This is a genomic window from Microbacterium abyssi (assembly GCF_015277895.1).
GTDB lineage: Bacteria > Actinomycetota > Actinomycetes > Actinomycetales > Microbacteriaceae > Microbacterium > Microbacterium abyssi.
Genome location: NZ_CP063815.1, coordinates 2,130,770 through 2,150,726, shown reverse-complemented (window position 1 = coordinate 2,150,726; position 19,957 = coordinate 2,130,770). Strand labels below are relative to the sequence as shown.

The window sequence follows — 19,957 nt, the reverse complement described above, 5'->3', positions numbered from 1 at the left end:
CACATCACGTGTTCTTAGGTTTGATTGAAACATCAATAGTGTTTCGGCGGCCATAGCGTGAGGGAAACGCCCGGTCACATTCCGAACCCGGAAGCTAAGCCTCACAGCGCCGATGGTACTGCAGGGGGGACCCTGTGGGAGAGTAGGACACCGCCGGACTCCTTTTAAACAAAATGGCCACCCAACGCAGGGTGGCCATTTTGCGTTGTATGAGAAGTTGAGAGAATCAGGACATGCCGAACGAGGAAGAACGTCGACCGCGACGCGAAGACGACTCCACCAACCGGCGCGCCGACCGCTCGCAGCGGCCGCGTACCGATCGCTCTCCTTCTACAGGCCGTTCCGGCGCTCCGCGTCGTGATGGTGCTGCGCCTCGTCGTGATGGTGATCGTCGTGATGGTGCTGCGCCTCGTCGTGATGGTGATCGTCGTGAGGGTGGTTACCAGCGTCGTGATGGTGCTGCGCCTCGTCGTGATGGTGATCGTCGTGAGGGTGGTTACCAGCGTCGTGATGGTGCTGCGCCTCGTCGTGATGGTGATCGTCGTGAGGGTGGTTACCAGCGTCGTGATGGTGCTGCGCCTCGTCGTGATGGTGATCGTCGTGAGGGTGGTTACCAGCGTCGTGATGGTGCTGCGCCTCGTCGTGACGGTGACCGCCGTGAGGGTGGTTACCAGAAGCGCGAGGGTGGCTACCAGAGTCGCGACGGTGCTCCGCGCCGCGACGACCGCCGGTCCGATTCTCGCAACTCGGGCGGCCGCGGTTTCCCGCAGCGAGGGGGAACCGGCCGTGAACGTCCTGACCGCCAGGCCGACGATCGTCCGCGCTACGACGCGCCGGAGATTCCCGACGAGGTCACGGCGAAGGATCTGCACGCGTCGGCGCGCAACGAGTTGAAGACGCTGAGCAAGGAGAACGCCGACGAAGTGGCGCGTCATCTCGCGATGGCTTCGCAGCTGATCGAGGAACACCCCGAACTCGCGCACAAGCACGCTCTCGCGGCATCCCGTCGTGCCGGTCGCATCGCGATCGTGCGCGAGACGCTCGGCATCACTGCCTACGCGATCGGCGACTTCGCCCTCGCGCTGCGGGAGCTGCGCACCTACCGTCGCATCTCCGGCAAGGACGATCAGATCGCTCTGATGGTCGATAGCGAGCGCGGTGTCGGGCGTGCTGACCGCGCCCTCGAGGCAGGACGCGCCGTCGACCGCGCAACTCTCGCGACGCCTGTGCGCGTCGCGTTGGCCATCGCCATGTCCGGCGCCCGTCTCGACCAGGGCGAGCCCGAACTCGCACTCGGCGAGCTGCAGATTCCGGAGCTCGATCCCGACCGCGCCTTCGAGTGGAGTCCGGCACTGTTCGGAGCCCACGCCGCTGTGCTCGAGGATCTCGGGCGCGATGAAGAGGCGGCGTTCTGGGCGGCCCGCGCCGAGGTCGCCGCCGAAGCCCTCGGCATGAACGACGAGGACGAGGACGAGATCTTCGTCGAGGACGGCCTCATCGAAGGCGAGTTCGATGACGAGACGCCGGCTGCCGACGCACCCGCAGAAGAAGCTCCGGCCGCGGACGGGCTCGCTGAGGACGCGCCGAAGGAGGATTCCTGAGTGGGACTCTTCTCCAAGACCCGTCCGACACCACTGGACGGCGTCGACGTCGTCCTCGCTGACCTCGACGGCGTCGTCTATGCAGGTGCGGGCGCGTTGCCGCACGCTGTCGAGAGCCTGAACCGCGTCGCCGAGAAGAGGCGGGTCGGCTACATCACCAACAACGCCTCCCGCACCGACGCCTCCGTCGCCGAGCACCTCACCGACCTCGGCCTCTCCGTCGCGGCCAACGACGTCGTCACCAGCCCCCAGGCGGCGATGCGCCTGCTCGCGTCCATGGTCCCTGCCCCCGCCACTCTGCTGATCGTCGGGGGAGAGGGGCTCGTCGTCGAGGCCGAGAAGGCCGGCTACCGGGTCACCCGCAGCGCAGAAGACGCTCCGGATGCCGTGGTGCAGGGCTTCTCGCCCGATGTGGCCTGGACAGACCTCGCCGAAGCGGCGTTCGCGCTCAAGCTCCCCGAGGACGAGGGCGGCATCCCCTGGATCGCCACCAACAACGACTGGACGATTCCGCGCGAGCGCGGCGTCGCCCCGGGCAACGGCACGCTCGTGTCCGCCGTGCACACCGCCGTCGGCCGTCTCGCGACGGTCGCGGGCAAGCCCGAGGTCCCGATCTTCGAAGAGGCGATCGCCCGGTTCGAGGCGACCAAGACGCTCTTCATCGGCGATCGGCTCGACACCGACATCATGGGCGCGGCCCGCGTCGGCATCGACTCCGTGCTCGTCCTGACCGGTATCGACCGGCCGAAGCACGTCCTGGCCGCGCCGGAGGGCTCACGGCCGACGTACGTGCTCAGCGACCTCCGCGAACTGCACGAGCCCTATCCGCAGACCGAACGCAAGGGCGGCGTCGTCACCGTGAACGGCGCATCGGTCCGCGTCGTCGGGGGAGCCGTCGAGATCCTCGCAGAGGGCAAGCGGCACATCGACCTCGTGCGCGCCGGCGCGACCGCCATCTGGGAGTCCGGTACGCCGATCTTCGTGCTGAATGTGCCCGAGAAGCTCTACGACGACCCGTTCCACCGTCCCTGAGTGCGCCTCGACGGCTCGGCCTTCGACGCATCGTAAGGTGGAGGGGTGAGTGACGAGACCCCGCAGCCGACCGATGGCCTGTGGAGCCGTCTGCGCCTGATCGAGGGGCAGCCGCTGGCCGCTCGAGCAGACGCCTACACGGTCGTCCACGATGAGCTGTTCCGCCGACTCGAGAGCGGCGCGAAGCTCGACTCCCATGAGAAATCGGGAGACCGGTGACGCGCCTCGACGCTGAACTGGCATCGCGTGGTCTCGCGCGTTCCCGCACGCACGCCGCGACACTGATCGCAGCCGGACTCGTCAGCGTCGACGGCCGCCAGATCATCAAGTCGTCGACCGCCGTCGACGACGCCGCTGAGATCGTCGTCGCCGAGACCGACCACTACGTCAGTCGGGGCGCGCACAAGCTCGTCGCCGCGCTCCATGCCTTCGACGTGCCGGTCGAAGACCGGCTTGCGCTCGACCTGGGTGCATCCACCGGCGGCTTCACCCAGGTGCTCCGTGAGCGCGGCGCCCGTAAGGTGCTCGCCGTCGATGTCGGGCACGGGCAACTGGCGGCATCCGTCCGCAGCGACCCCGGCGTCGTCGACGTCGAGGGATACAACGTCCGCCACATGACCCGCGAGAACCTCGCCGAGGCCACCGGCGAACCAGCCGCGCCCGATCTCATCGTCGGCGACCTGTCGTTCATCTCCCTCGAACTGATCCTTCCCGCAGCGGCGGCGGTCGCGGCATCCGAATCGGACATCGTCGTGCTCATCAAGCCGCAGTTCGAAGTCGGTCGCACCGCAGTGCGCGGCGGTCTCGTCACCGACCCCGCCACCAGGGCCGACGCCGTCGCACGCGTCGTGTGGCACGGATGGGATGCCGGGCTCGGGATGCTGGGGATCATCGCATCGCCGATCCTGGGTACGCACGGAAATGCCGAGTTCCTCGTCCACATGGCACCCGGACGCGGAAGCAATCCGACAGAATGGACAGGACGCATCGACGAGCTGGCAGGAGGACGATGAACGAGCGCAACATCCTGGTCGTCGCTCATGCCGGCCGGGACGACACCGTCGCCGCAGCCCGTCGCGTCATCGAACTGCTCCGCAGCGCCGGCGCGCGCCCGGTATTGTCGATCGACGACCGGGCAGAGCTGTCCGCGGTCGACGGCGACTTCTCGGGCGTCGACACGCTCATCGACGACGTCGACGTCGACGATCTGGAACTCGCCATCGTCCTCGGCGGCGACGGCACCATCCTGCGTGCCGCCGAACTCGTCCGCGGCACGCACAGCGCCCCGGTGCTCGGCATCAACATGGGGCACGTCGGCTTCCTCGCCGAGATCGAGCGCGACGCCATGGACGACGCCGTGCAGCGCGTCATCGCGCGGGACTACGTCGTCGAGGAGCGCCTCGCCCTCGCCGTCCGCGTCAAGGACGCCGACGGTCAGGTCGTCTACGAGACATGGGCGCTGAACGAGGCCACCGTCGAGAAGGCCAGCCGTGAGCGCATGATCGAGGTCGTCGTCGAGATCGACGGCCGGCCGCTATCCAGCTACGGCTGCGACGGCATGGTGATCTCGACGCCGACCGGATCCACCGCCTACAACTTCTCCGCAGGAGGCCCGGTGATCTGGCCGAGCGTCGAGGCGATCGCCGTCATCCCGCTCTCCGCGCACGCGCTGTTCGCACGCCCCCTCGTGGTCGGACCGGACGTCTCCGTGGCGATCGAGATGCTCGAGCGCACCACCGGCACCGGCATCCTCTGGTGCGACGGGCGGCGCTCCCATGATCTGCCGCCCGGTGCACGCGTGGTGGCGCGACGATCGTCGCGTCCCGTGCGCCTCGCCCGTCTGCACCCGACGGAGTTCACGGACCGGCTCGTCCGCAAGTTCCAGCTGCCGGTCGCCGGCTGGCGAGGAGCATCCGCGTGATCGAGGAGATGCGGTTGCAGGGCCTCGGCGTCATCGATGACGCGGTCCTCCCGCTCGGCCCCGGATTCACCGCGATCACGGGCGAGACCGGCGCTGGGAAGACCATGGTCGTCACCGGACTCGGGCTGCTGCTGGGCCAGCGCGCCGACTCCGGCGCCGTGCGGGCTGGCGCGAACCAGGCATCCGTCGCCGGCGTCTGGATCGTCCCTTCCGAGGGCGCGATCGCCGACATCGTCGCGGATGCCGGGGGAGAGCTGGAGTCGTTCGGCGCAGGGCAGGGCGAGCTCTACGTCTCGCGCACGCTGAGCGCCGAGGGACGCAGCCGCGCCAGCGTCGGCGGACGGGCGGCACCGGCCGGCGTCCTCTCGTCCCTCGCCGATGAGCTCGTCGTCGTGCACGGCCAGTCCGAGCAGCTGCGACTGCGCTCGGCCGTCGCGCAACGTGACGCTCTCGACCGCTTCGGCGGGGCCACGGTCGCCTCGGCTGCGGACGCGTACTCCTCCGCCTACGCGCGCTGGCGCGAGCTGGATGCCGAGATCACCGAGCTGTCCGACAACCGCGACCGCCGGGCCGACGAGGCCGGGCGGCTGCGTGAAGCGCTGGCGCTGATCGAGGCCACCGCGCCCGAGGAGGGCGAGGACGTCGTCCTCGCCGAACGTGCGGAGCGGCTCGCCAACTCCGAGGAGCTGCGGCTCGCGGCTTCCCTCGCGCGGAACGCGATCTCGAGCGAAGAGGGCGAGACCGACGCCTCAGCACTCGTCGCCGAAGCCCGGCGTCACCTTGAGAAGGCGGCGGATTCCGCCCTCGGAGAGATCGCCGACGGCATCGCCGATGTCGGTTACCGGCTCGCCGACCTGGCGCTGCAGCTGTCCGCCTACCTCGCCGATCTCGACGAGAGCGGACCGCACGAGCTCGCCGCCGTCGAGGAGCGCCGGGCCGCGCTGACCACCCTCGTCCGCGCGCATGGAACGCTGGACGAGGCCCTGGAGCTGTGGCGCACCGGTTCCGCGCGTCTCGCCGAGCTCGACGACGACGGCGACCGGCTGGAGCGTCTGCAGGCCGAGCGCGACGCCGCACGCGGCGACCTCGACGCGGCGGCCGCGGCGCTGACCGCGGCGCGCACCGAGGCCGCAGGGCGGCTGGGCACCGAGGTCACGGAAGAGCTGCACGCCCTCGCGATGCCCGACGCGCGGCTGGAGGTCGCGGTCAAGGAGGGCGCCTGGAGCGCCCACGGCCGAGACGACGTCGCGATCCTCCTCGCCCCGCATCCGGGCGCTGAGCCGCGCTCAGTCGCGAAGAGCGCATCGGGCGGCGAGCTCTCGCGCGTCATGCTCGCGATCGAGGTCGTGATCGCCGGCACCGATCCGGTTCCCACGTTCGTCTTCGACGAGGTGGATGCCGGCATCGGCGGCGCAGCGGCGATCGAAGTCGGACGGCGACTCGCCCGGCTCGCAGAATCGTCTCAGGTCATCGCCGTCACGCATCTGGCGCAGGTCGCCGCGTTCGCGTCCAACCATCTTTCCGTCGTGAAGTCCAACGATGGCGCGGTCACCGCGTCGAGCGTCCGGCGTCTGGAGGGGACCGAACGCGAGGCGGAGATGGCGCGCCTGCTGTCCGGCCTCACGGATTCGGACGCCGCACTCACCCATGCCCGAGAACTTCTCAGCCTTGCGGTCTGAGTCAACTGTTAGGATTGAAGCCCGTGATGAACTCTTCTGAGGCGGGGCCTAAAAACGACACGACCAAGCACATCTTCGTGACTGGTGGTGTCGTTTCTTCATTGGGCAAGGGGCTCACCGCGGCCAGCCTCGGCAACCTGCTCACCGCTCGCGGACTCCGCGTGGTCATGCAGAAGCTCGACCCGTATCTGAACGTCGATCCGGGCACGATGAACCCGTTCCAGCACGGTGAGGTGTTCGTCACCGACGACGGGGCCGAGACCGACCTCGACATCGGGCACTACGAGCGCTTCCTCGACATCAACCTGTCACAGGCAGCCAACGTCACCACCGGGCAGATCTACTCGCAGGTGATCGCCAAGGAGCGCCGCGGCGAGTACCTCGGCGACACGGTGCAGGTCATCCCGCACATCACCGACGAGATCAAGCGCCGCATGCGCCTGCAGGCCACCGAGGAGCCGCGGCCCGACGTCATCATCACCGAGGTCGGCGGCACGGTCGGTGACATCGAGTCGCAGCCGTTCCTCGAGTCGGCCCGTCAGCTGCGTCACGAGCTCGGCCGCGACAACGTCTTCTTCGTGCACGTCTCGCTCGTGCCATTCATGGGCGCATCCGGTGAGCAGAAGACCAAGCCCACCCAGCACTCGGTCGCAGCGCTCCGCCAGGTCGGCATCCAGCCGGACGCCCTCGTGCTGCGCAGCGACCGCCCGGTCAGCGAGAGCAACCGCAACAAGATCGCGCTGATGTGCGACGTCGACGTCGAAGGCGTCATCAACACCGTCGACCTGCCGAGCATCTACGACATCCCCTCGACGCTGAACGATCAGGGCCTCGACTCGTACATCGTGCGCCGCCTCGGCCTCGATGGCAAGGCTGCGTCCGAGGTCGACTGGTCGCGCTGGCAGAAGGTGCTGCAGGCGGTCCACAACCCCAAGCACGACGTCACGATCGGCCTGGTCGGCAAGTACATCGACCTGCCCGACGCCTACCTGTCGGTGACCGAGGCGCTGCGCGCCGGCGGCTTCGCGCACGAGGCGCACGTCAACATCCGCTGGATCCCGTCCGACTCGTGCGAGACGCCCGAGGGCGCTGCCAAGGCGCTCTCCGACCTGGACGGCATCTGCGTTCCCGGCGGCTTCGGCATCCGCGGCATCGAGGGCAAGCTCGGCGCGCTGCGCTTCGCCCGTGAGCAGGGCATCCCGACCCTCGGCCTGTGCCTCGGACTGCAGTGCATGGTCATCGAGTACGGCCGCACCATCGCCGGCATCGACGGAGCGTCCTCCACCGAGTTCGATCCGGAGACCACCGCGCCCGTCATCGCCACGATGGCAGAGCAGGTCGAGATCCTCGACGGCGGAGACCTCGGCGGCACCATGCGCCTCGGCCTCTACGAAGCGGCCCTCGACGAGGGATCGCTGGCAGCCGAGGTCTACGGCAGCACCAGGATCTCCGAGCGTCACCGTCACCGCTACGAGGTCAACAACGCGTACCGCGACCGTCTTTCGGACGCCGGACTTGTGTTCTCGGGCCTCAACCCCGAGCTCGACCTCGTCGAGTTCGTCGAGCTGCCCCGCGATGTGCACCCGTACTACATCGCCACGCAGGCGCACCCCGAGCTTCGTTCGCGCCCGACCGACCCGCACCCGCTGTTCCGCGGTCTCATCGGCGCGGCGATCGAACGCCACCGCTCCAGCGAGTTGTTCGACGTCGAAGCAGATGCCTGAGCTTCGAGGCGAGCTGCTGAGGGACGAGCCGTTCGAGCCGGAGGTCATCCAGAGCGACCTGGTCTACAAGGGCTGGGTGTGGGATGTCCGCTCCGACCGCGTCGCGTACGGCGACGGGGAGATCGTCCGCGAGTACGTCGATCACACCGGTGCCGTCGCCGTCCTCGCACTCGATGAGGACGGCCATGTGCTGCTGATCCAGCAGTACCGGCATCCGATCCGCCATCGCGACTGGGAGCTGCCCGCAGGGCTCCTCGACATCGAAGGTGAGGATCCGATGCTCGCCGCGCAGCGCGAGCTGGCCGAGGAAGCAGATCTCGTCGCAAGCGACTGGGAGGCGCTCGTGTCGACGTGGACGACGCCCGGCGGCAACAGCGAGCTGATCCAGATCTACCTCGCCACCGGCATCCAGGCGGCACCCGACGCGTTCGCCAGGGAGGACGAGGAAGCCGACATTCGGCTGGAGTGGGTTCCGCTCTCCGACGCGGTCGATGCCGTGCTCGACGGACGGCTGCGCAACGGCATCCTGGCTCTCGGTGTGCTCGCGGCCGAGCGGAGACTGCGGGGCTGACGTGCGCCTGGATCGTGCGATCGACGCCTACCTGCGCCACATCACGATCGAGCGCGGCCTGTCCGACCACACGGTCGGCGCGTACCGCCGCGACCTCGCCGTGTACCTCGACTGGCTGACGGATGCCGGCATCGATGACACCACGGCGGTGACCGGTGCGATCATCGGCCGCTTCATCGCCGACCGCTCCGCCATGGTGCCGGTGCCGGCGGCGACGAGCCTGGCTCGGCTGCAGTCCTCGGTGCGCGGGCTGCACCGTTTCCTCGTCCGCGAGGGGATCGAGGTCGAGGATCCCACCGGGCGGCTGCGACCGCCCAAGATGCCGCAGCGGCTGCCCAAGGCCCTGACGATCGATCAGGTCGAGCGGCTCCTGGCGGCGCCGTCAGCGGATGAGCCCATCGGAATCCGCGATCGTGCGCTGCTGGAGCTGCTGTACGCGACCGGGGCCCGCGTCTCCGAGGCCGTCGGCCTCGATGTCGACGATCTCGCGCATGGTGACGTGCTGCGGCTGCGCGGCAAGGGCTCGAAGGAGCGGATCGTGCCCATCGGGTCGTTCGCGAGGGATGCCGTAGACGCCTACCTCACGCGGGTCCGGCCGGCACTCGCGACGAAGGGCAAGGCATCGGCGAGACTGTTCCTCGGCGCACGCGGCGCGCCGCTGTCGAGGCAGAGCGCGTGGCTTGTCATCCGGTCAGCGGCCGAACATGCGCAGATCACCGCGGAGGTCTCGCCGCACACACTGCGGCATTCGTTCGCCACGCATCTTCTGCAGGGCGGAGCAGACGTGCGCGTCGTGCAGGAGCTGCTGGGGCACGCCTCGGTGGCGACGACCCAGATCTACACCCACGTCTCCGTGGAGACGCTGCGCGACATCTACGCGACATCGCATCCGCGTGCCCGCTGAGAGCGGCCACGCAGGCATTCGGCGGGATCGCCGGGGCGTGACCCCGCGGATCCGCACGCGAATCGCTAGAATCGACCAAGCATGAGGGAAGCAGGAGATTCGGTGGCTCAGAACGCGGCGAAGACCAAGGGCAAGACGTCGAAGGCTGACGACACTCCCATGGGTCCCACCGGGCGCCCCTACCAGGGCTTCCCGACCCCCGCACCGCTCGCCTCGCACGGGCCGGCGCGCATCATCGCGCTATGCAACCAGAAGGGCGGCGTCGGCAAGACGACCACGTCCATCAACCTGGCGGCCGCTCTCGCCGAGTACGGCCGCAAAGTGCTCGCCGTCGACTTCGACCCGCAGGGCGCTCTCTCGGCAGGCCTCGGCATCCAGACGCACGATGTTCCGACCGTGTACGACCTGCTGCTGGACACCAAGCGCGACGCGCACGACGCGATCGTGAAGTCCAACGTCGACGGACTCGACGTCATGCCCGCGAACATCGACCTGTCGGCAGCCGAGGTGCACCTCGTCAACGAGGTCGCCCGCGAGACGATCCTCGCCCGCGTGCTGCGCCAGGTGGCGGGCGAGTACGACGTCATCCTCATCGACTGCCAGCCCTCGCTGGGCCTGCTGACGGTGAACGCGCTCACCGCGAGCCACGGCGTGCTCATCCCGCTGGAGTGCGAGTTCTTCGCGCTGCGCGGTGTCGCCCTGCTCATCGAGACGATCGAGAAGGTGCGAGATCGGCTGAACCCCGCGATCCAGCTCGACGGGCTGCTCGCCACCATGTACGACGCCCGCACCCTGCACTCGCGCGAGGTGCTCGAGCGTGTCGTCGAGGCATTCGGCGACGACGTGCTGGAGACCGTGATCGGACGCACCGTGAAGTTCCCCGACGCCTCGGTGTCCGGGGTCCCCATCACCGAGTTCGCGCCGGAGCATGCCGCCGCCCAGGCGTACCTGCGACTGGCGCGGGAGCTGGTCGCCCGTGGCGCCGTCGCTTGACGCAGAGCAGACGATCCCTGAGCCTGTCGAAGGGACGGAGACCGGCTTCCGCGTCTCGCTGACGAACTTCGACGGCCCGTTCGATCTGCTGCTGAACCTCATCTCGAAGCACGAGATGGACATCACCGAGGTGTCGCTCAGCGCCGTGACGAACGAGTTCATCTCGTACCTGAAGGAGCTCGAGGCCGAAGAGGAGCTGGATCAGGCATCCGAGTTCCTCGTGGTGGCGGCGACGCTGCTCGACATGAAGGTCGCCGGTCTCCTCCCGCAGGGCGAGCTCGTCGACGCCGAGGCGGTCGCGCTGCTCGAGGCGCGCGACCTGCTGTTCGCCCGTCTGCTGCAGTACCGCGCGTTCAAGGAGGTCTCCGCCTGGTTTGCCCGCTGCCTGCAGCGCGAAGATCGTCGGCACACCCGCGCCGTCCGCCTCGACGAGAAGCACCGGCGTCAGACGCCCGAGCTGGTCTGGACGCTCAGCGCCGATGACTTCGCCGCCCTCGCGCTTCTCGCATTCGCGCCCAAGGAGATCCCGAACGTCGGCCTCGACCACCTGCATGCGCCGCTGGTCAGCATCCGGGAACAGGCGGCGATCGTCGTCACCCTGCTGCGCAATACCGAGTCGCTCACCTTCCGGGAGCTCGTCGCCGGCACCACCGAACCCGGCATCGTCGTGGCACGGTTCATCTCGGTGCTCGAGCTGTACCGGCACGCGGCGCTGTCCTTCGAACAACTGGAACCGCTCGGCGAGCTGACGCTGCGCTGGGCCGCCGACTCCTGGTCGGACGAGACACTCGCGAGCCTGGGGGCCGATTATGACCGATGAGACTGCGAACATCGACCATCCGCTGACCGAGAAGCTCGAGGCGATCCTGCTCATCATCGACGAGCCGCTCGGCCTCGTCGCACTGGCGGCTGCCGTCGGTGCGCCCGTGCCCGCAGTACGCCAGGCGATCGAGACGCTCGTCGACGACTACGACGGCAACGGCGCCGGCCCCAGGCGCGGCTTCGAGTTGCGCGAGGTCGGCGGCGGCTGGCGGCTGTACGTGCGCGATGATCACGATGATCTCGTCGCAGAGTTCGTCGGCGGGCAGGCGCCCGCGCGGCTCTCGCAGGCGGCGCTCGAGACCCTCGCCGTGATCGCCTACAAGCAGCCGGTCACGCGCAGCCAGGTGGCGTCCATCCGCGCGGTGAACGTCGACTCGGTCGTGCGCACGCTGCTCGCACGAGGACTGATCACCGAACTGTTCGCCGACTCCGAGACCGGCGCCATCAACTACGGCACCACCGACGCCCTGCTGCAGAACCTCGGCATCAACTCGCTCGACGAACTGCCGCCGATCTCACCGCTGCTCGACGACGGCGCCGACGGATTCGACGAAGGAACCATCCGATGACACAGCATCCCGACCCAACCCCGTCTATTTCTGCCGCGTACACGGAAAACGGGCGCCAGAGCGTACTCAAGACAGAAACAGACGGGTGGGAAGCATGATGAACGAGGTCCCGGAGGGCGTCCGGTTGCAGAAGGTGCTCGCAGCCGCGGGCGTGGCATCCCGCCGCGTGGTCGAGCAGTACATCGTCGAGGGACGCATCCGCGTCAACGGCGTGGTCGTGGAGGAGCTCGGCCGCCGCATCGACCCCGAGAACGACCTGGTCGACGTCGACGGCACGGCGATACAGCTCGACGTCTCCAAGCGCTACGTCATGCTGAACAAGCCCACCGGCGTCGTCAGCACCATGAAGGACGAGAACGGCCGGCCGGACCTGCGCCGCTTCACGAAAGACTACGAGGAGCGCCTGTACAACGTCGGCCGATTGGATGCCGAGACCAGTGGCCTGCTCATCCTCACCAACGACGGCGAACTCGCGCATGTCCTCGCGCACCCGTCGTTCGGCGTGACCAAGGTGTACATCGCCAAGGTCGAGGGCGCAGTCACCGCACAGGTCATCCAGAAGCTCACCACCGGATTCGAGCTCGAGGACGGCTTCATCAAGGCCGACAAGGCCCGGCTTCTGGACACCTCGAAGGGCGCGAACCCGTCGAGCCTGGTGGAGCTCACGCTGCACTCCGGGCGCAACCGGATCGTCCGCCGCATGCTCGCCGAGGTGGGGCATCCGGTCACCGAACTCGTGCGCCGTCAGTTCGGGCCGCTCCACCTGGGAACCCTCCCGGCCGGGAAGTCCAGGGAACTGACTAAAATCGAACGTGGTGCGCTGCTGACTCTCGCGCGCCACGATGCCCCTGCGGACGCCACGCCGGGAGACGCCCAGGAGACAGAGTGAGCGACACGGCCAGGACCCATGGCAACGGCAACGCGCCGCGCCTCTCGGGGACCGTCCGCATCGTCGGTGCCGGCCTCCTCGGCGCGAGCATCGGCCACGCACTGCGCGCCAAGGGCGTCGACGTCGTCCTCGCCGACACCTCACCGGCACAGCTGCGCCTCGCGATCGACTACGGCGCCGGCCGCGCGGCCCGCGACGACGACGCGCCTGCACTGATCGTCGTCTCGGTGCCGCCGGATGTCACCGCCGACGTCATCGAGGCCGAGCTCACACGGTTCCCGGATGCCGTCGTCACGGATGTCGCGAGCGTGAAGCTCGAGCCGTTCCGCGCGCTCAAGGACCGCGGCGTCGACCTCACCCGGTACATCGGCTCGCACCCGTTGGCAGGTCGTGAACGCGGGGGAGCGATCTCCGCGCGCGCCGACCTGTTCATCGGACGCCCCTGGGTCGTCTGCCGCGACGAGGAGACTCGCGCCGCCGACCTCGCGCTGGTCGAGGATCTCGCGCTCGACGTCGGCGCCATGCCGCTCGAGATGACGCCGGAGGAGCACGACCGCTCGGTCGCGCTCACCTCGCACGTACCGCAGGTCGTCGCCAGCCTCCTCGCTGGACGCCTCGCGACCGCCGACGAGGATGCGCTCCGGCTCGCCGGTCAGGGTGTGCGCGACACGACGCGCATCGCGGCATCCGCTCCCGAATTGTGGGTGCAGATCCTCGGCGCCAACGCGGAACCCGTTGTCGACGTGCTCGACGCTCTCGCCGCCGACCTGACGACGGTGGCCGAAGCCCTCCGTGCGCCCGAGGCGCCCGGCGCCCGACGGGCCATCGCCGAGACGATTCGGCAGGGCAACGACGGCGTCGAGCGTCTGCCGGGAAAGCATGGCCAGAACCGGAAGTTCGAGCAGCTCGTCGTCATGGTCGACGACACCCCCGGCCAGCTGGGACGGCTGTTCGGCGAACTCGGCGAACTGGGAGTGAACGTGGAAGACCTGCGCCTGGAGCATTCGCCGGGCGCGCAGTTCGGGCTCGCCGAGATCAGCGTGGCACCCGCGGCGCTGCACGGCGCGACAGAGGGACTGCAGGAGCGCGGATGGCGGATTGCAGGAGCGACCAATGAGTGAGTTCATCGCGATCGACGGGCCGGCGGGCTCCGGCAAGTCGAGCGTCTCGAAGGCGATCGCGCGACAGCGCGGGTACGGCCTTCTCGACACCGGCGCCGCCTACCGGGCCCTCGCCTGGCACGTTCTCGAGCAGGGGTCGGACACGGATGACGTCGACGCCGTCCTCGCCGCGGCATCCGCCTTCGATCTCCGACTCGGGCTCGATCCCGACGACCGCACCGTCGCGGTCGGCGACACCGACATCACCGACGCGATCCGCGAATCGCGGGTGTCCGGAGCCGTCAGCGGCGTCGCGCGCGTACCCGCCGTGCGCGAGCAGGTGAACATCTTCTTCCGCTCCCTGGTCGCGAACGCCGCGTACCCGGCCGTCGTCGTCGAAGGGCGCGACATCACCACCGTCGTCGCCCCCGACGCACCCGTGCGCATCCTGCTCACGGCATCCCCCGAGGTGCGTGCCGCGCGACGCGCCGGCGAGCTGGCCGGCGAGAACGCCGCGGATGTCGCGGCAGCACTCCACAAGCGCGATGCCTCCGACAGCGCGGTCGTCGACTTCCTGAACGCCGCGGACGGCGTCGAAGTGGTCGACACCACGCATCTCGATTTCCCACAGACCATCGACGCCGTACTCGCGGTGATCGACCGAAAGCAAGGAGCGGAACATGGCCGCTGACGAAGAATACGAAGGTGGCCCCGACCACCTCGCCGAGAAGATGGACGAGCTCGACGAGCAGCTCGCCGAACAGCGCGCGGAGGCTCTGCGCGCGGGCCTCGCCGACTACGACCTCGACGAGGAGGATGCCGCGCTGCTCGCCGGCCTCACGCTCGCCGAAGGCGGCGTCGAGTTCCTGCCGGCGCTGCCCGTGGTCGCGATCGTCGGCCGCCCGAACGTGGGCAAGTCCGCGCTCGTGAACCGCATCCTCGGCCGCCGCGAGGCCGTCGTGGAGGACACCCCCGGTGTCACCCGCGACCGCGTCACGTACAAGGGCGAGTGGAACGATCGCCGGTTCTCGCTCGTCGACACCGGCGGCTGGGAGCCCGACGCAAAGGGCATCGACCGCTCGGTCGCAGCCCAGGCGGAGGTCGCGATCGACCTCTCCGACGTCGTCCTGTTCGTCGTCGACGCGATGGTGGGCGCCACGTCCACCGACGAGCACGTCGTGAGGCTGCTGCGCAAGAGCGGCAAGCCGGTGTTCCTGGTCGCCAACAAGATCGACGACACCCGCCAGGAGCCTGAGGCCGCGGCTCTCTGGAACCTCGGCCTCGGCGAGCCGTACCCGACCTCCGCGGTGCACGGACGCGGCGTCGCGGACCTGCTCGACGCGGTGCTCGAGAAGCTTCCGGAGGTGTCGGCGGTCGCCAAGCAGGAGATCGGCGGACCGCGTCGCGTGGCCATCCTCGGGCGCCCGAACGTCGGCAAGTCGTCGCTGCTGAACAAGGCAGCCGGCGAGGAGCGCGTCGTCGTCAACGACCTGGCCGGCACGACCCGTGACCCGGTGGACGAGGTCGTCGAGCTCGGCGGCAGGCTGTGGCGCCTGGTCGACACCGCCGGCATCCGCCGTCGCGTGCACCTGCAGCAGGGTGCCGACTTCTACGCGTCGCTGCGCACCTCCGCGGCGCTCGAGAAGGCAGAGGTCGCCGTCGTCGTGCTCGACGTGTCCGAGTCGCTCAGTGAGCAGGACGTGCGCATCATCGACCTGGTGCTCGAGTCGGGCCGCGCGCTCGTGCTCGCGTTCAACAAGTGGGACCGCCTGAACGACCCCGACCTGGAGAACCAGGATCGCCGTCGCTACCTCGAGCGGGAGATCGAGCAGGATCTCGCGCACGTGAGCTGGGCGCCGCGCGTCAACATCTCCGCGAAGACCGGGCGTCACCTCGACAAGCTCGTGCCCGCACTGGAGACCGCGCTGGAGAGCTGGGATCGGCGCATCCCGACCGGCAAGTTCAACGCGTTCATCTCCGAGCTCGTCGCCGAGCACCCGCACCCGCTGCGCGGTGGAAAGCAGCCGCGCATCCTGTTCGGCACGCAGGCGTCGACGCGTCCGCCGACGTTCGTGCTGTTCACGACCGGATTCCTCGACCCGGGCTACCGGCGGTTCATCCAGCGCCGGCTGCGTGAGCTGTACGAGTTCGAGGGAACCCCGATCGTCATCAACATGCGCGTGCGGGAGAAGCGCCAGCGCTAGTGTCGCCGGTCAGTCGACGATCGAGTAGAGGCTGACCACGCGGCCATCGGTGAACACGGCGACCTCGGCACCCGCAACCAGGGGCAGATTGCCGGGTTCGGCTAGCTGCCAGCGAAACAGGACGCAATCGGTCTCGTACTGTGCAGGACGCTGCAATTCGAACCGCGCAGTCGGGGTCATCATCGCGGCGAGGTCATCGATGCGCCGGGTGAACGCGTCACGACCGGACGCGGATCCGTCTTGGTCGATGTAACGCATGTTCACATCGAACAGACGGTCTATCGCCTCGCGCCGACGATTCGGATCGCGTTCATTCGACACCGCATCGAGGTACGTTTCGGCGAACCCGTAGATCTCCACTGCACCACTACATCGCACCTTCGCCATGACGGTCAACGGGAAATCGCGGTGGCATGACCGACGCGCTGTTGCCCGTCAGCGAGTTGAGTGGTGCAATGGAGGGTGGATGCCGCAACCTGACGGCTCCATACTCCGCTGCCCACAAGGCCTGCCGAAAGAGGATGCAATGTCGCACACCCTGCCCCTTCCCGAGTTCTCCCACGAGCGGGTGGAGGTGATCACCGGCCGGCGCAGCGGATTGTTCATCGCCGTGGCCCTGCACTCCTCCGTGCTCGGCTCCGCCCTCGGCGGCGCGCGGCTGTGGACCTACCCGCACTGGAGCGACGCTCTGGGCGATGCTCTGCGGCTCTCGGCCGCGATGACGCTGAAGAACGCGACCGCCGGACTGAACGCCGGCGGCGGCAAGTCCGTCATCGGACTGGAGAAGGGCACGGTCCTCGACGCCGAGCGTCGCCGTCATGCCTTCCTCGACCTCGGCGACGCCGTCGAATCGTTCGGCGGGTTGTACCGCACGGCGGAGGACGTCGGATCGACCATGAACGACATGGCCGTCGTCGGTGAGCGCACCGCCCACGTGGTCGGCCTTCCGGACGCCAGCGGCGGTTCGGGAGAGCCTGCCGGTCCGACGAGCCTCGGTGTCTACGAGTCACTGCGTGCCGTGCTCGAGCGCACCACCGGAAGCGCGGATGTCGCCGGGCGCCGGATCACGATCTCGGGTCTCGGCCAGGTCGGCGGCCGGCTCGCTGTGCGGCTGGCGGCCGAAGGCGCACAGCTTTCTGTCACCGACGTGAATCCTGACCGCCGGCACCTCGCCGGAGAGCTCGGCGCGACGTGGGCGGAGCCCGGCACCGAGCACCTGCTGTCCTCTGACGTCTTCGTCCCTGCCGGCATCGGCGGTCTGCTCACGGACGAGGTGATCGACGCGCTCGATACCCGTGCGGTGTGCGGTCCCGCGAACAACCCGCTCGCCTCGCACAGCGGTGCGGAGCGGCTCGCCGCGCGCGGCATCCTGTACGCGCCCGACTTCGTCGTCAACGCCGGCGGCGTGATCTATCTCGACCACGAGGCGAAGCAGTTGGGCACGCGCGCCGAGATCATGGATCGCGTCGCGCAGATCGGCGACACGGTGCGCCGGATCCTCGCCGACGCCGAGGAGCGCGCGATCACCCCGCTCGCGGCCGCCGAAGAGCTCGCGGCCGAGCGGCTTCGCGCCGGGGCGTCGGCACTCGCCAGCTAAACCCCGTACACCTCGCGGACCCGGTCGCGCAGCTCGTGGCTGCACGCCGTGACGGCCTCGGTCCAGGTGGTGTTCGCACCATCCTGGGCCCGGTCGGACACGGCCTTCCAGATCCGGATCGGAACGTCGAACTGCGCGGCGACCCAGGCGTAGGCGAACGACTCCATGTCGACCAGGCGACCGCCGAGCGACAGGATGAGCTGCACGGCCTCGGCATCGTCGATGAAGCTGTCTCCGGTGGCGATGGAGATGTCGCCCTCGCCGAGCTGCATGCGCTGCGGCATCGACACGTGCTCGCCGCGGATGCCCTCTTCGTTGATGACGTCGTGCTGGAACGTCCAGTGGATCTCGTGGACGCCCGCCTCGATCGTCACGTCGAGCGCACCTGCCGTGCCGACCACGAGGATCTCGTCGTAGTCGGCGGCATCGAGCGCACGGGTGAGCGCGTAGGTCGCCTTGAGCTTGCCGGGGCCGGTGACCAGCCGGTCGAACCCGGGCAGATCTTCGGGGAAGGCGACGAGTTCGGATTCGAGGGCAGCGACGAGAAGCTTCACCTGTTCATTCTCCCAGACCCGCCCGAGCCTCGAGTCTCGTTCCGCGGGTCGTTGAGCACACCCTGCCCCTCGGGCCTTTCGAGCGTGCGCCCCTCTTGCGGGTCGTTGAGCGAGCGTCAGCGAGACGAAACGCGTTGAGCGAGCCGCAGGCGAGTCGAAACGTCACCCAGGCGTCCCGGTAACCCACCGTCGTCCACAGCCCCGGCGCCCGGATGCTGTGAAAAGCTGGACCTGTGAGCATCGTTCCCCCCGCACCCGGTGAGCCGCGGCGCCCGCTGGGTCCGCGCGACCCGGGCGATGCGTGGGTCGTCGCCGAGACGGGGGAGCGGTACTGGGGCCGGTTCGGGGCTGCGGGTCTGCTCGCGGTGGATGCCGAGCGCGGCATCCTGCTGCAGCACCGGGTGAGCTGGAGCCATTTCGGCGGAACCTGGGGGCTCCCCGGCGGGGCGCTGCACGAGGACGAGTCCGCGATCGACGGTGCGCTGCGCGAAGCGACCGAGGAAGCCGGCATCCCTGCCGGTGCGGTCCAGGTGCGGTTCACCAGCGTGCTGGATCTCGGCATCTGGTCCTACACGACGGTCGTCGCCGATGTCGTGACGCCGTTCGAACCCGTGATCAGCGACCCGGAGAGCGTCGCCCTGGAGTGGGTGCGGTTCGACGACGTGACCGAGCGGCCGCTGCATCCCGGGTTCGCCGACGCGTGGCCGCGCCTGCGCGAGCGGCTGACTTCCTAGTCGCGCCCCCGCAGTTTGTCGATCTCGCGGCGCTCGCGCTTGGTCGGTCGGCCGGCGCCGCGGTCGCGGACGCCGAGCGCGGCCACCGGTTCGCGCGGCGGCGTGCGGTCTTCGTATGCGAGAGCGGCGACGGGCGCGCCGACGCGCTTGGTGAGGGTCTGCCGGACGACGAGGATGCGGTCGAAACCGCTGATCCGCACGCGCAGTTCGTCGCCGGGCTTCACGGTCTGGGCGGCCTTGGCTTTGTCGCCGTTCACCCGTACATGGCCTGCGCGGCATGCGGTCGTCGCGGCGGACCGGGTCTTGTAGACGCGGATCGCCCACAGCCAACTGTCCACCCGTACCGGATTGGTCGTCATCGCGTTCTGCGCCGTCATCGGGGACTGCGCTTTCGCAGGGCGACGAGGGAGCCCGCCACGATGAGTCCCTGCCCCAGCGTGTAGGTGAGCATGACGAGGGGGCTCGTCCACGCCGGCATCGCGTCGGAGAGGAAGAGACGGAAAGCGAGCACCGTGTCGCTGAGGAGGAAGAAGACGCCGCCGGTGACGATGAGCGGGTGACACCGAGCGGAGAACGCCGCGGTGCCGCCGAGGACGAGACCGTACGCGGCGACGGCGGGCAGGAGCGCTCCGGTGTGCGGTCCGAGGACGATGATCATGGCGATCCACCATGCGGCATAGACGAGTGCCCACCACGGCATCCGGCGCACGCGCAGTACGCGGGCGAACAGGACGATGTAGGCGATGTGGGCGAGGCCGAAGAACAGCAGCATGAGCGGTAGCTCGGGGCCGGCCGGGAAGAACGCGCCGGCACCGTCGCCGAGCCACGAGAGGGCAATCGCCGCGAGCAGCAGCACGATTGCGAGAACCGGGCGCAGACGGAGCGAGGCGATCACCGGGATCGCGAGCAGAGGCATCAGCCAGAGCTTGGTCGGGCCCGCGATGTCACTGCCTGTGGCGAGGGCGGCGACGTGGATCACCGACATCGCGATGTAGGGGAGGAACGCCCAGGGCAGGAGTGTTCTCAGCGGGGTGCTGCGCGGCATCCCACCATCGTAGAGCGG

The 19,957-nt window shown here is 69.0% G+C and carries 22 protein-coding genes, 1 rRNA gene and 1 pseudogene; 20 read left to right on the top strand and 4 right to left on the bottom strand.

Annotated features, from left to right (window positions below; all coding sequences use genetic code 11):
• Positions 1 to 42 precede the first annotated feature (42 nt).
• The 18 genes from rrf to der all read left to right on the top strand — a co-directional run bounded on the left by rrf (position 43) and on the right by der (position 16,009).
• Positions 43 to 159 (top strand): 5S ribosomal RNA (gene rrf, locus IM776_RS10485).
• Between the two features lie 198 nt (positions 160 to 357).
• Positions 358 to 894 carry a hypothetical protein gene (locus IM776_RS10480; protein ID WP_194419996.1) on the top strand — a complete coding sequence of 179 codons (537 nt, stop codon included), beginning with the start codon at positions 358 to 360 and terminating at the stop codon, positions 892 to 894.
• Positions 895 to 941: 47 nt separating this feature from the next.
• Positions 942 to 1,601 (top strand): hypothetical protein, encoded by a 660-nt coding sequence (locus IM776_RS10475; protein WP_228479716.1) that lies wholly within the window; start codon positions 942 to 944, stop codon positions 1,599 to 1,601.
• Positions 1,602 to 2,633, top strand: a complete 1,032-nt coding sequence (locus IM776_RS10470; protein WP_194419995.1) for an HAD-IIA family hydrolase — start codon at positions 1,602 to 1,604, stop codon at positions 2,631 to 2,633. It abuts the gene before it with no gap.
• A gap of 45 nt (positions 2,634 to 2,678) precedes the next feature.
• A complete protein-coding gene (locus IM776_RS10465) occupies positions 2,679 to 2,852 on the top strand; it encodes a hypothetical protein (RefSeq protein ID WP_194419994.1) in 174 nt (57 codons plus the stop codon).
• Positions 2,849 to 3,646: a TlyA family RNA methyltransferase gene (locus IM776_RS10460; RefSeq protein WP_194419993.1), complete on the top strand. Its 798-nt coding sequence runs from the start codon at positions 2,849 to 2,851 to the stop codon at positions 3,644 to 3,646. The genes IM776_RS10465 and IM776_RS10460 overlap by 4 nt, the downstream gene beginning before the upstream one ends.
• A complete protein-coding gene (locus IM776_RS10455) occupies positions 3,643 to 4,554 on the top strand; it encodes an NAD kinase (RefSeq protein ID WP_194419992.1) in 912 nt (303 codons plus the stop codon). The genes IM776_RS10460 and IM776_RS10455 overlap by 4 nt, the downstream gene beginning before the upstream one ends.
• Positions 4,551 to 6,233: a DNA repair protein RecN gene (gene recN, locus IM776_RS10450; protein WP_194419991.1), complete on the top strand. Its 1,683-nt coding sequence runs from the start codon at positions 4,551 to 4,553 to the stop codon at positions 6,231 to 6,233. Before IM776_RS10455 ends, recN begins: the two co-directional genes overlap by 4 nt.
• Before the next feature lie 26 nt (positions 6,234 to 6,259).
• Positions 6,260 to 7,957 (top strand): CTP synthase, encoded by a 1,698-nt coding sequence (locus IM776_RS10445; RefSeq protein WP_194422607.1) that lies wholly within the window; start codon positions 6,260 to 6,262, stop codon positions 7,955 to 7,957.
• A complete protein-coding gene (locus IM776_RS10440) occupies positions 7,950 to 8,528 on the top strand; it encodes an NUDIX domain-containing protein (RefSeq protein ID WP_194419990.1) in 579 nt (192 codons plus the stop codon). The genes IM776_RS10445 and IM776_RS10440 overlap by 8 nt, the downstream gene beginning before the upstream one ends.
• A 1-nt stretch (position 8,529) precedes the next feature.
• The gene (xerD, locus tag IM776_RS10435) at positions 8,530 to 9,432 is read left to right on the top strand and encodes a site-specific tyrosine recombinase XerD (protein ID WP_228479715.1); all 903 of its coding nucleotides are present in this window, start codon (positions 8,530 to 8,532) and stop codon (positions 9,430 to 9,432) included.
• A 159-nt stretch (positions 9,433 to 9,591) separates the two neighbouring features.
• Positions 9,592 to 10,425, top strand: coding sequence for a ParA family protein (locus IM776_RS10430; protein WP_194422605.1), 834 nt, complete (start codon positions 9,592 to 9,594; stop codon positions 10,423 to 10,425).
• Positions 10,409 to 11,245 (top strand): segregation and condensation protein A, encoded by an 837-nt coding sequence (locus IM776_RS10425; protein ID WP_228479714.1) that lies wholly within the window; start codon positions 10,409 to 10,411, stop codon positions 11,243 to 11,245. The genes IM776_RS10430 and IM776_RS10425 overlap by 17 nt, the downstream gene beginning before the upstream one ends.
• Positions 11,235 to 11,816 carry an SMC-Scp complex subunit ScpB gene (gene scpB, locus IM776_RS10420; protein ID WP_194419988.1) on the top strand — a complete coding sequence of 194 codons (582 nt, stop codon included), beginning with the start codon at positions 11,235 to 11,237 and terminating at the stop codon, positions 11,814 to 11,816. Before IM776_RS10425 ends, scpB begins: the two co-directional genes overlap by 11 nt.
• 97 nt (positions 11,817 to 11,913) lie before the next feature.
• Positions 11,914 to 12,705: a pseudouridine synthase gene (locus IM776_RS10415; protein ID WP_194422604.1), complete on the top strand. Its 792-nt coding sequence runs from the start codon at positions 11,914 to 11,916 to the stop codon at positions 12,703 to 12,705.
• The gene (locus IM776_RS10410; protein ID WP_194419987.1) at positions 12,702 to 13,826 is read left to right on the top strand and encodes a prephenate dehydrogenase; all 1,125 of its coding nucleotides are present in this window, start codon (positions 12,702 to 12,704) and stop codon (positions 13,824 to 13,826) included. The genes IM776_RS10415 and IM776_RS10410 overlap by 4 nt, the downstream gene beginning before the upstream one ends.
• A complete protein-coding gene (gene cmk / locus IM776_RS10405) occupies positions 13,819 to 14,496 on the top strand; it encodes a (d)CMP kinase (RefSeq protein ID WP_194419986.1) in 678 nt (225 codons plus the stop codon). Before IM776_RS10410 ends, cmk begins: the two co-directional genes overlap by 8 nt.
• The gene (gene der, locus IM776_RS10400; RefSeq protein ID WP_194419985.1) at positions 14,486 to 16,009 is read left to right on the top strand and encodes a ribosome biogenesis GTPase Der; all 1,524 of its coding nucleotides are present in this window, start codon (positions 14,486 to 14,488) and stop codon (positions 16,007 to 16,009) included. The genes cmk and der overlap by 11 nt, the downstream gene beginning before the upstream one ends.
• 9 nt (positions 16,010 to 16,018) lie before the next feature.
• Here the strand turns inward: der and IM776_RS10395 are convergent, their stop codons facing one another.
• Positions 16,019 to 16,396 (bottom strand): nuclear transport factor 2 family protein, encoded by a 378-nt coding sequence (locus IM776_RS10395; RefSeq protein ID WP_228479981.1) that lies wholly within the window; start codon positions 16,394 to 16,396, stop codon positions 16,019 to 16,021.
• Between the two features lie 139 nt (positions 16,397 to 16,535).
• Between IM776_RS10395 and IM776_RS10390 the strand changes: the two genes are divergently transcribed.
• A complete protein-coding gene (locus IM776_RS10390) occupies positions 16,536 to 17,606 on the top strand; it encodes a Glu/Leu/Phe/Val dehydrogenase family protein (protein WP_194419983.1) in 1,071 nt (356 codons plus the stop codon).
• Here IM776_RS10390 and IM776_RS10385 read toward each other — a convergent pair.
• The gene (locus IM776_RS10385) at positions 17,603 to 18,160 is read right to left on the bottom strand and encodes a phosphorylase family protein (protein WP_194419982.1); all 558 of its coding nucleotides are present in this window, start codon (positions 18,158 to 18,160) and stop codon (positions 17,603 to 17,605) included. The genes IM776_RS10390 and IM776_RS10385 overlap by 4 nt on opposite strands.
• Positions 18,161 to 18,393: 233 nt before the next feature.
• Here IM776_RS10385 and IM776_RS10380 point away from each other — a divergent pair.
• A pseudogene (locus tag IM776_RS10380) lies at positions 18,394 to 18,885 on the top strand (NUDIX domain-containing protein); the annotation flags it as partial.
• 5 nt (positions 18,886 to 18,890) lie between these two features.
• Here IM776_RS10380 and IM776_RS10375 read toward each other — a convergent pair.
• Both IM776_RS10375 and IM776_RS10370 read right to left on the bottom strand, forming a co-directional pair.
• A complete protein-coding gene (locus tag IM776_RS10375; protein ID WP_422730911.1) occupies positions 18,891 to 19,271 on the bottom strand; it encodes an RNA-binding S4 domain-containing protein in 381 nt (126 codons plus the stop codon).
• Positions 19,268 to 19,939 (bottom strand): lysoplasmalogenase family protein, encoded by a 672-nt coding sequence (locus tag IM776_RS10370; protein WP_194419980.1) that lies wholly within the window; start codon positions 19,937 to 19,939, stop codon positions 19,268 to 19,270. Before IM776_RS10370 ends, IM776_RS10375 begins: the two co-directional genes overlap by 4 nt.
• Positions 19,940 to 19,957: the final 18 nt, after the last annotated feature.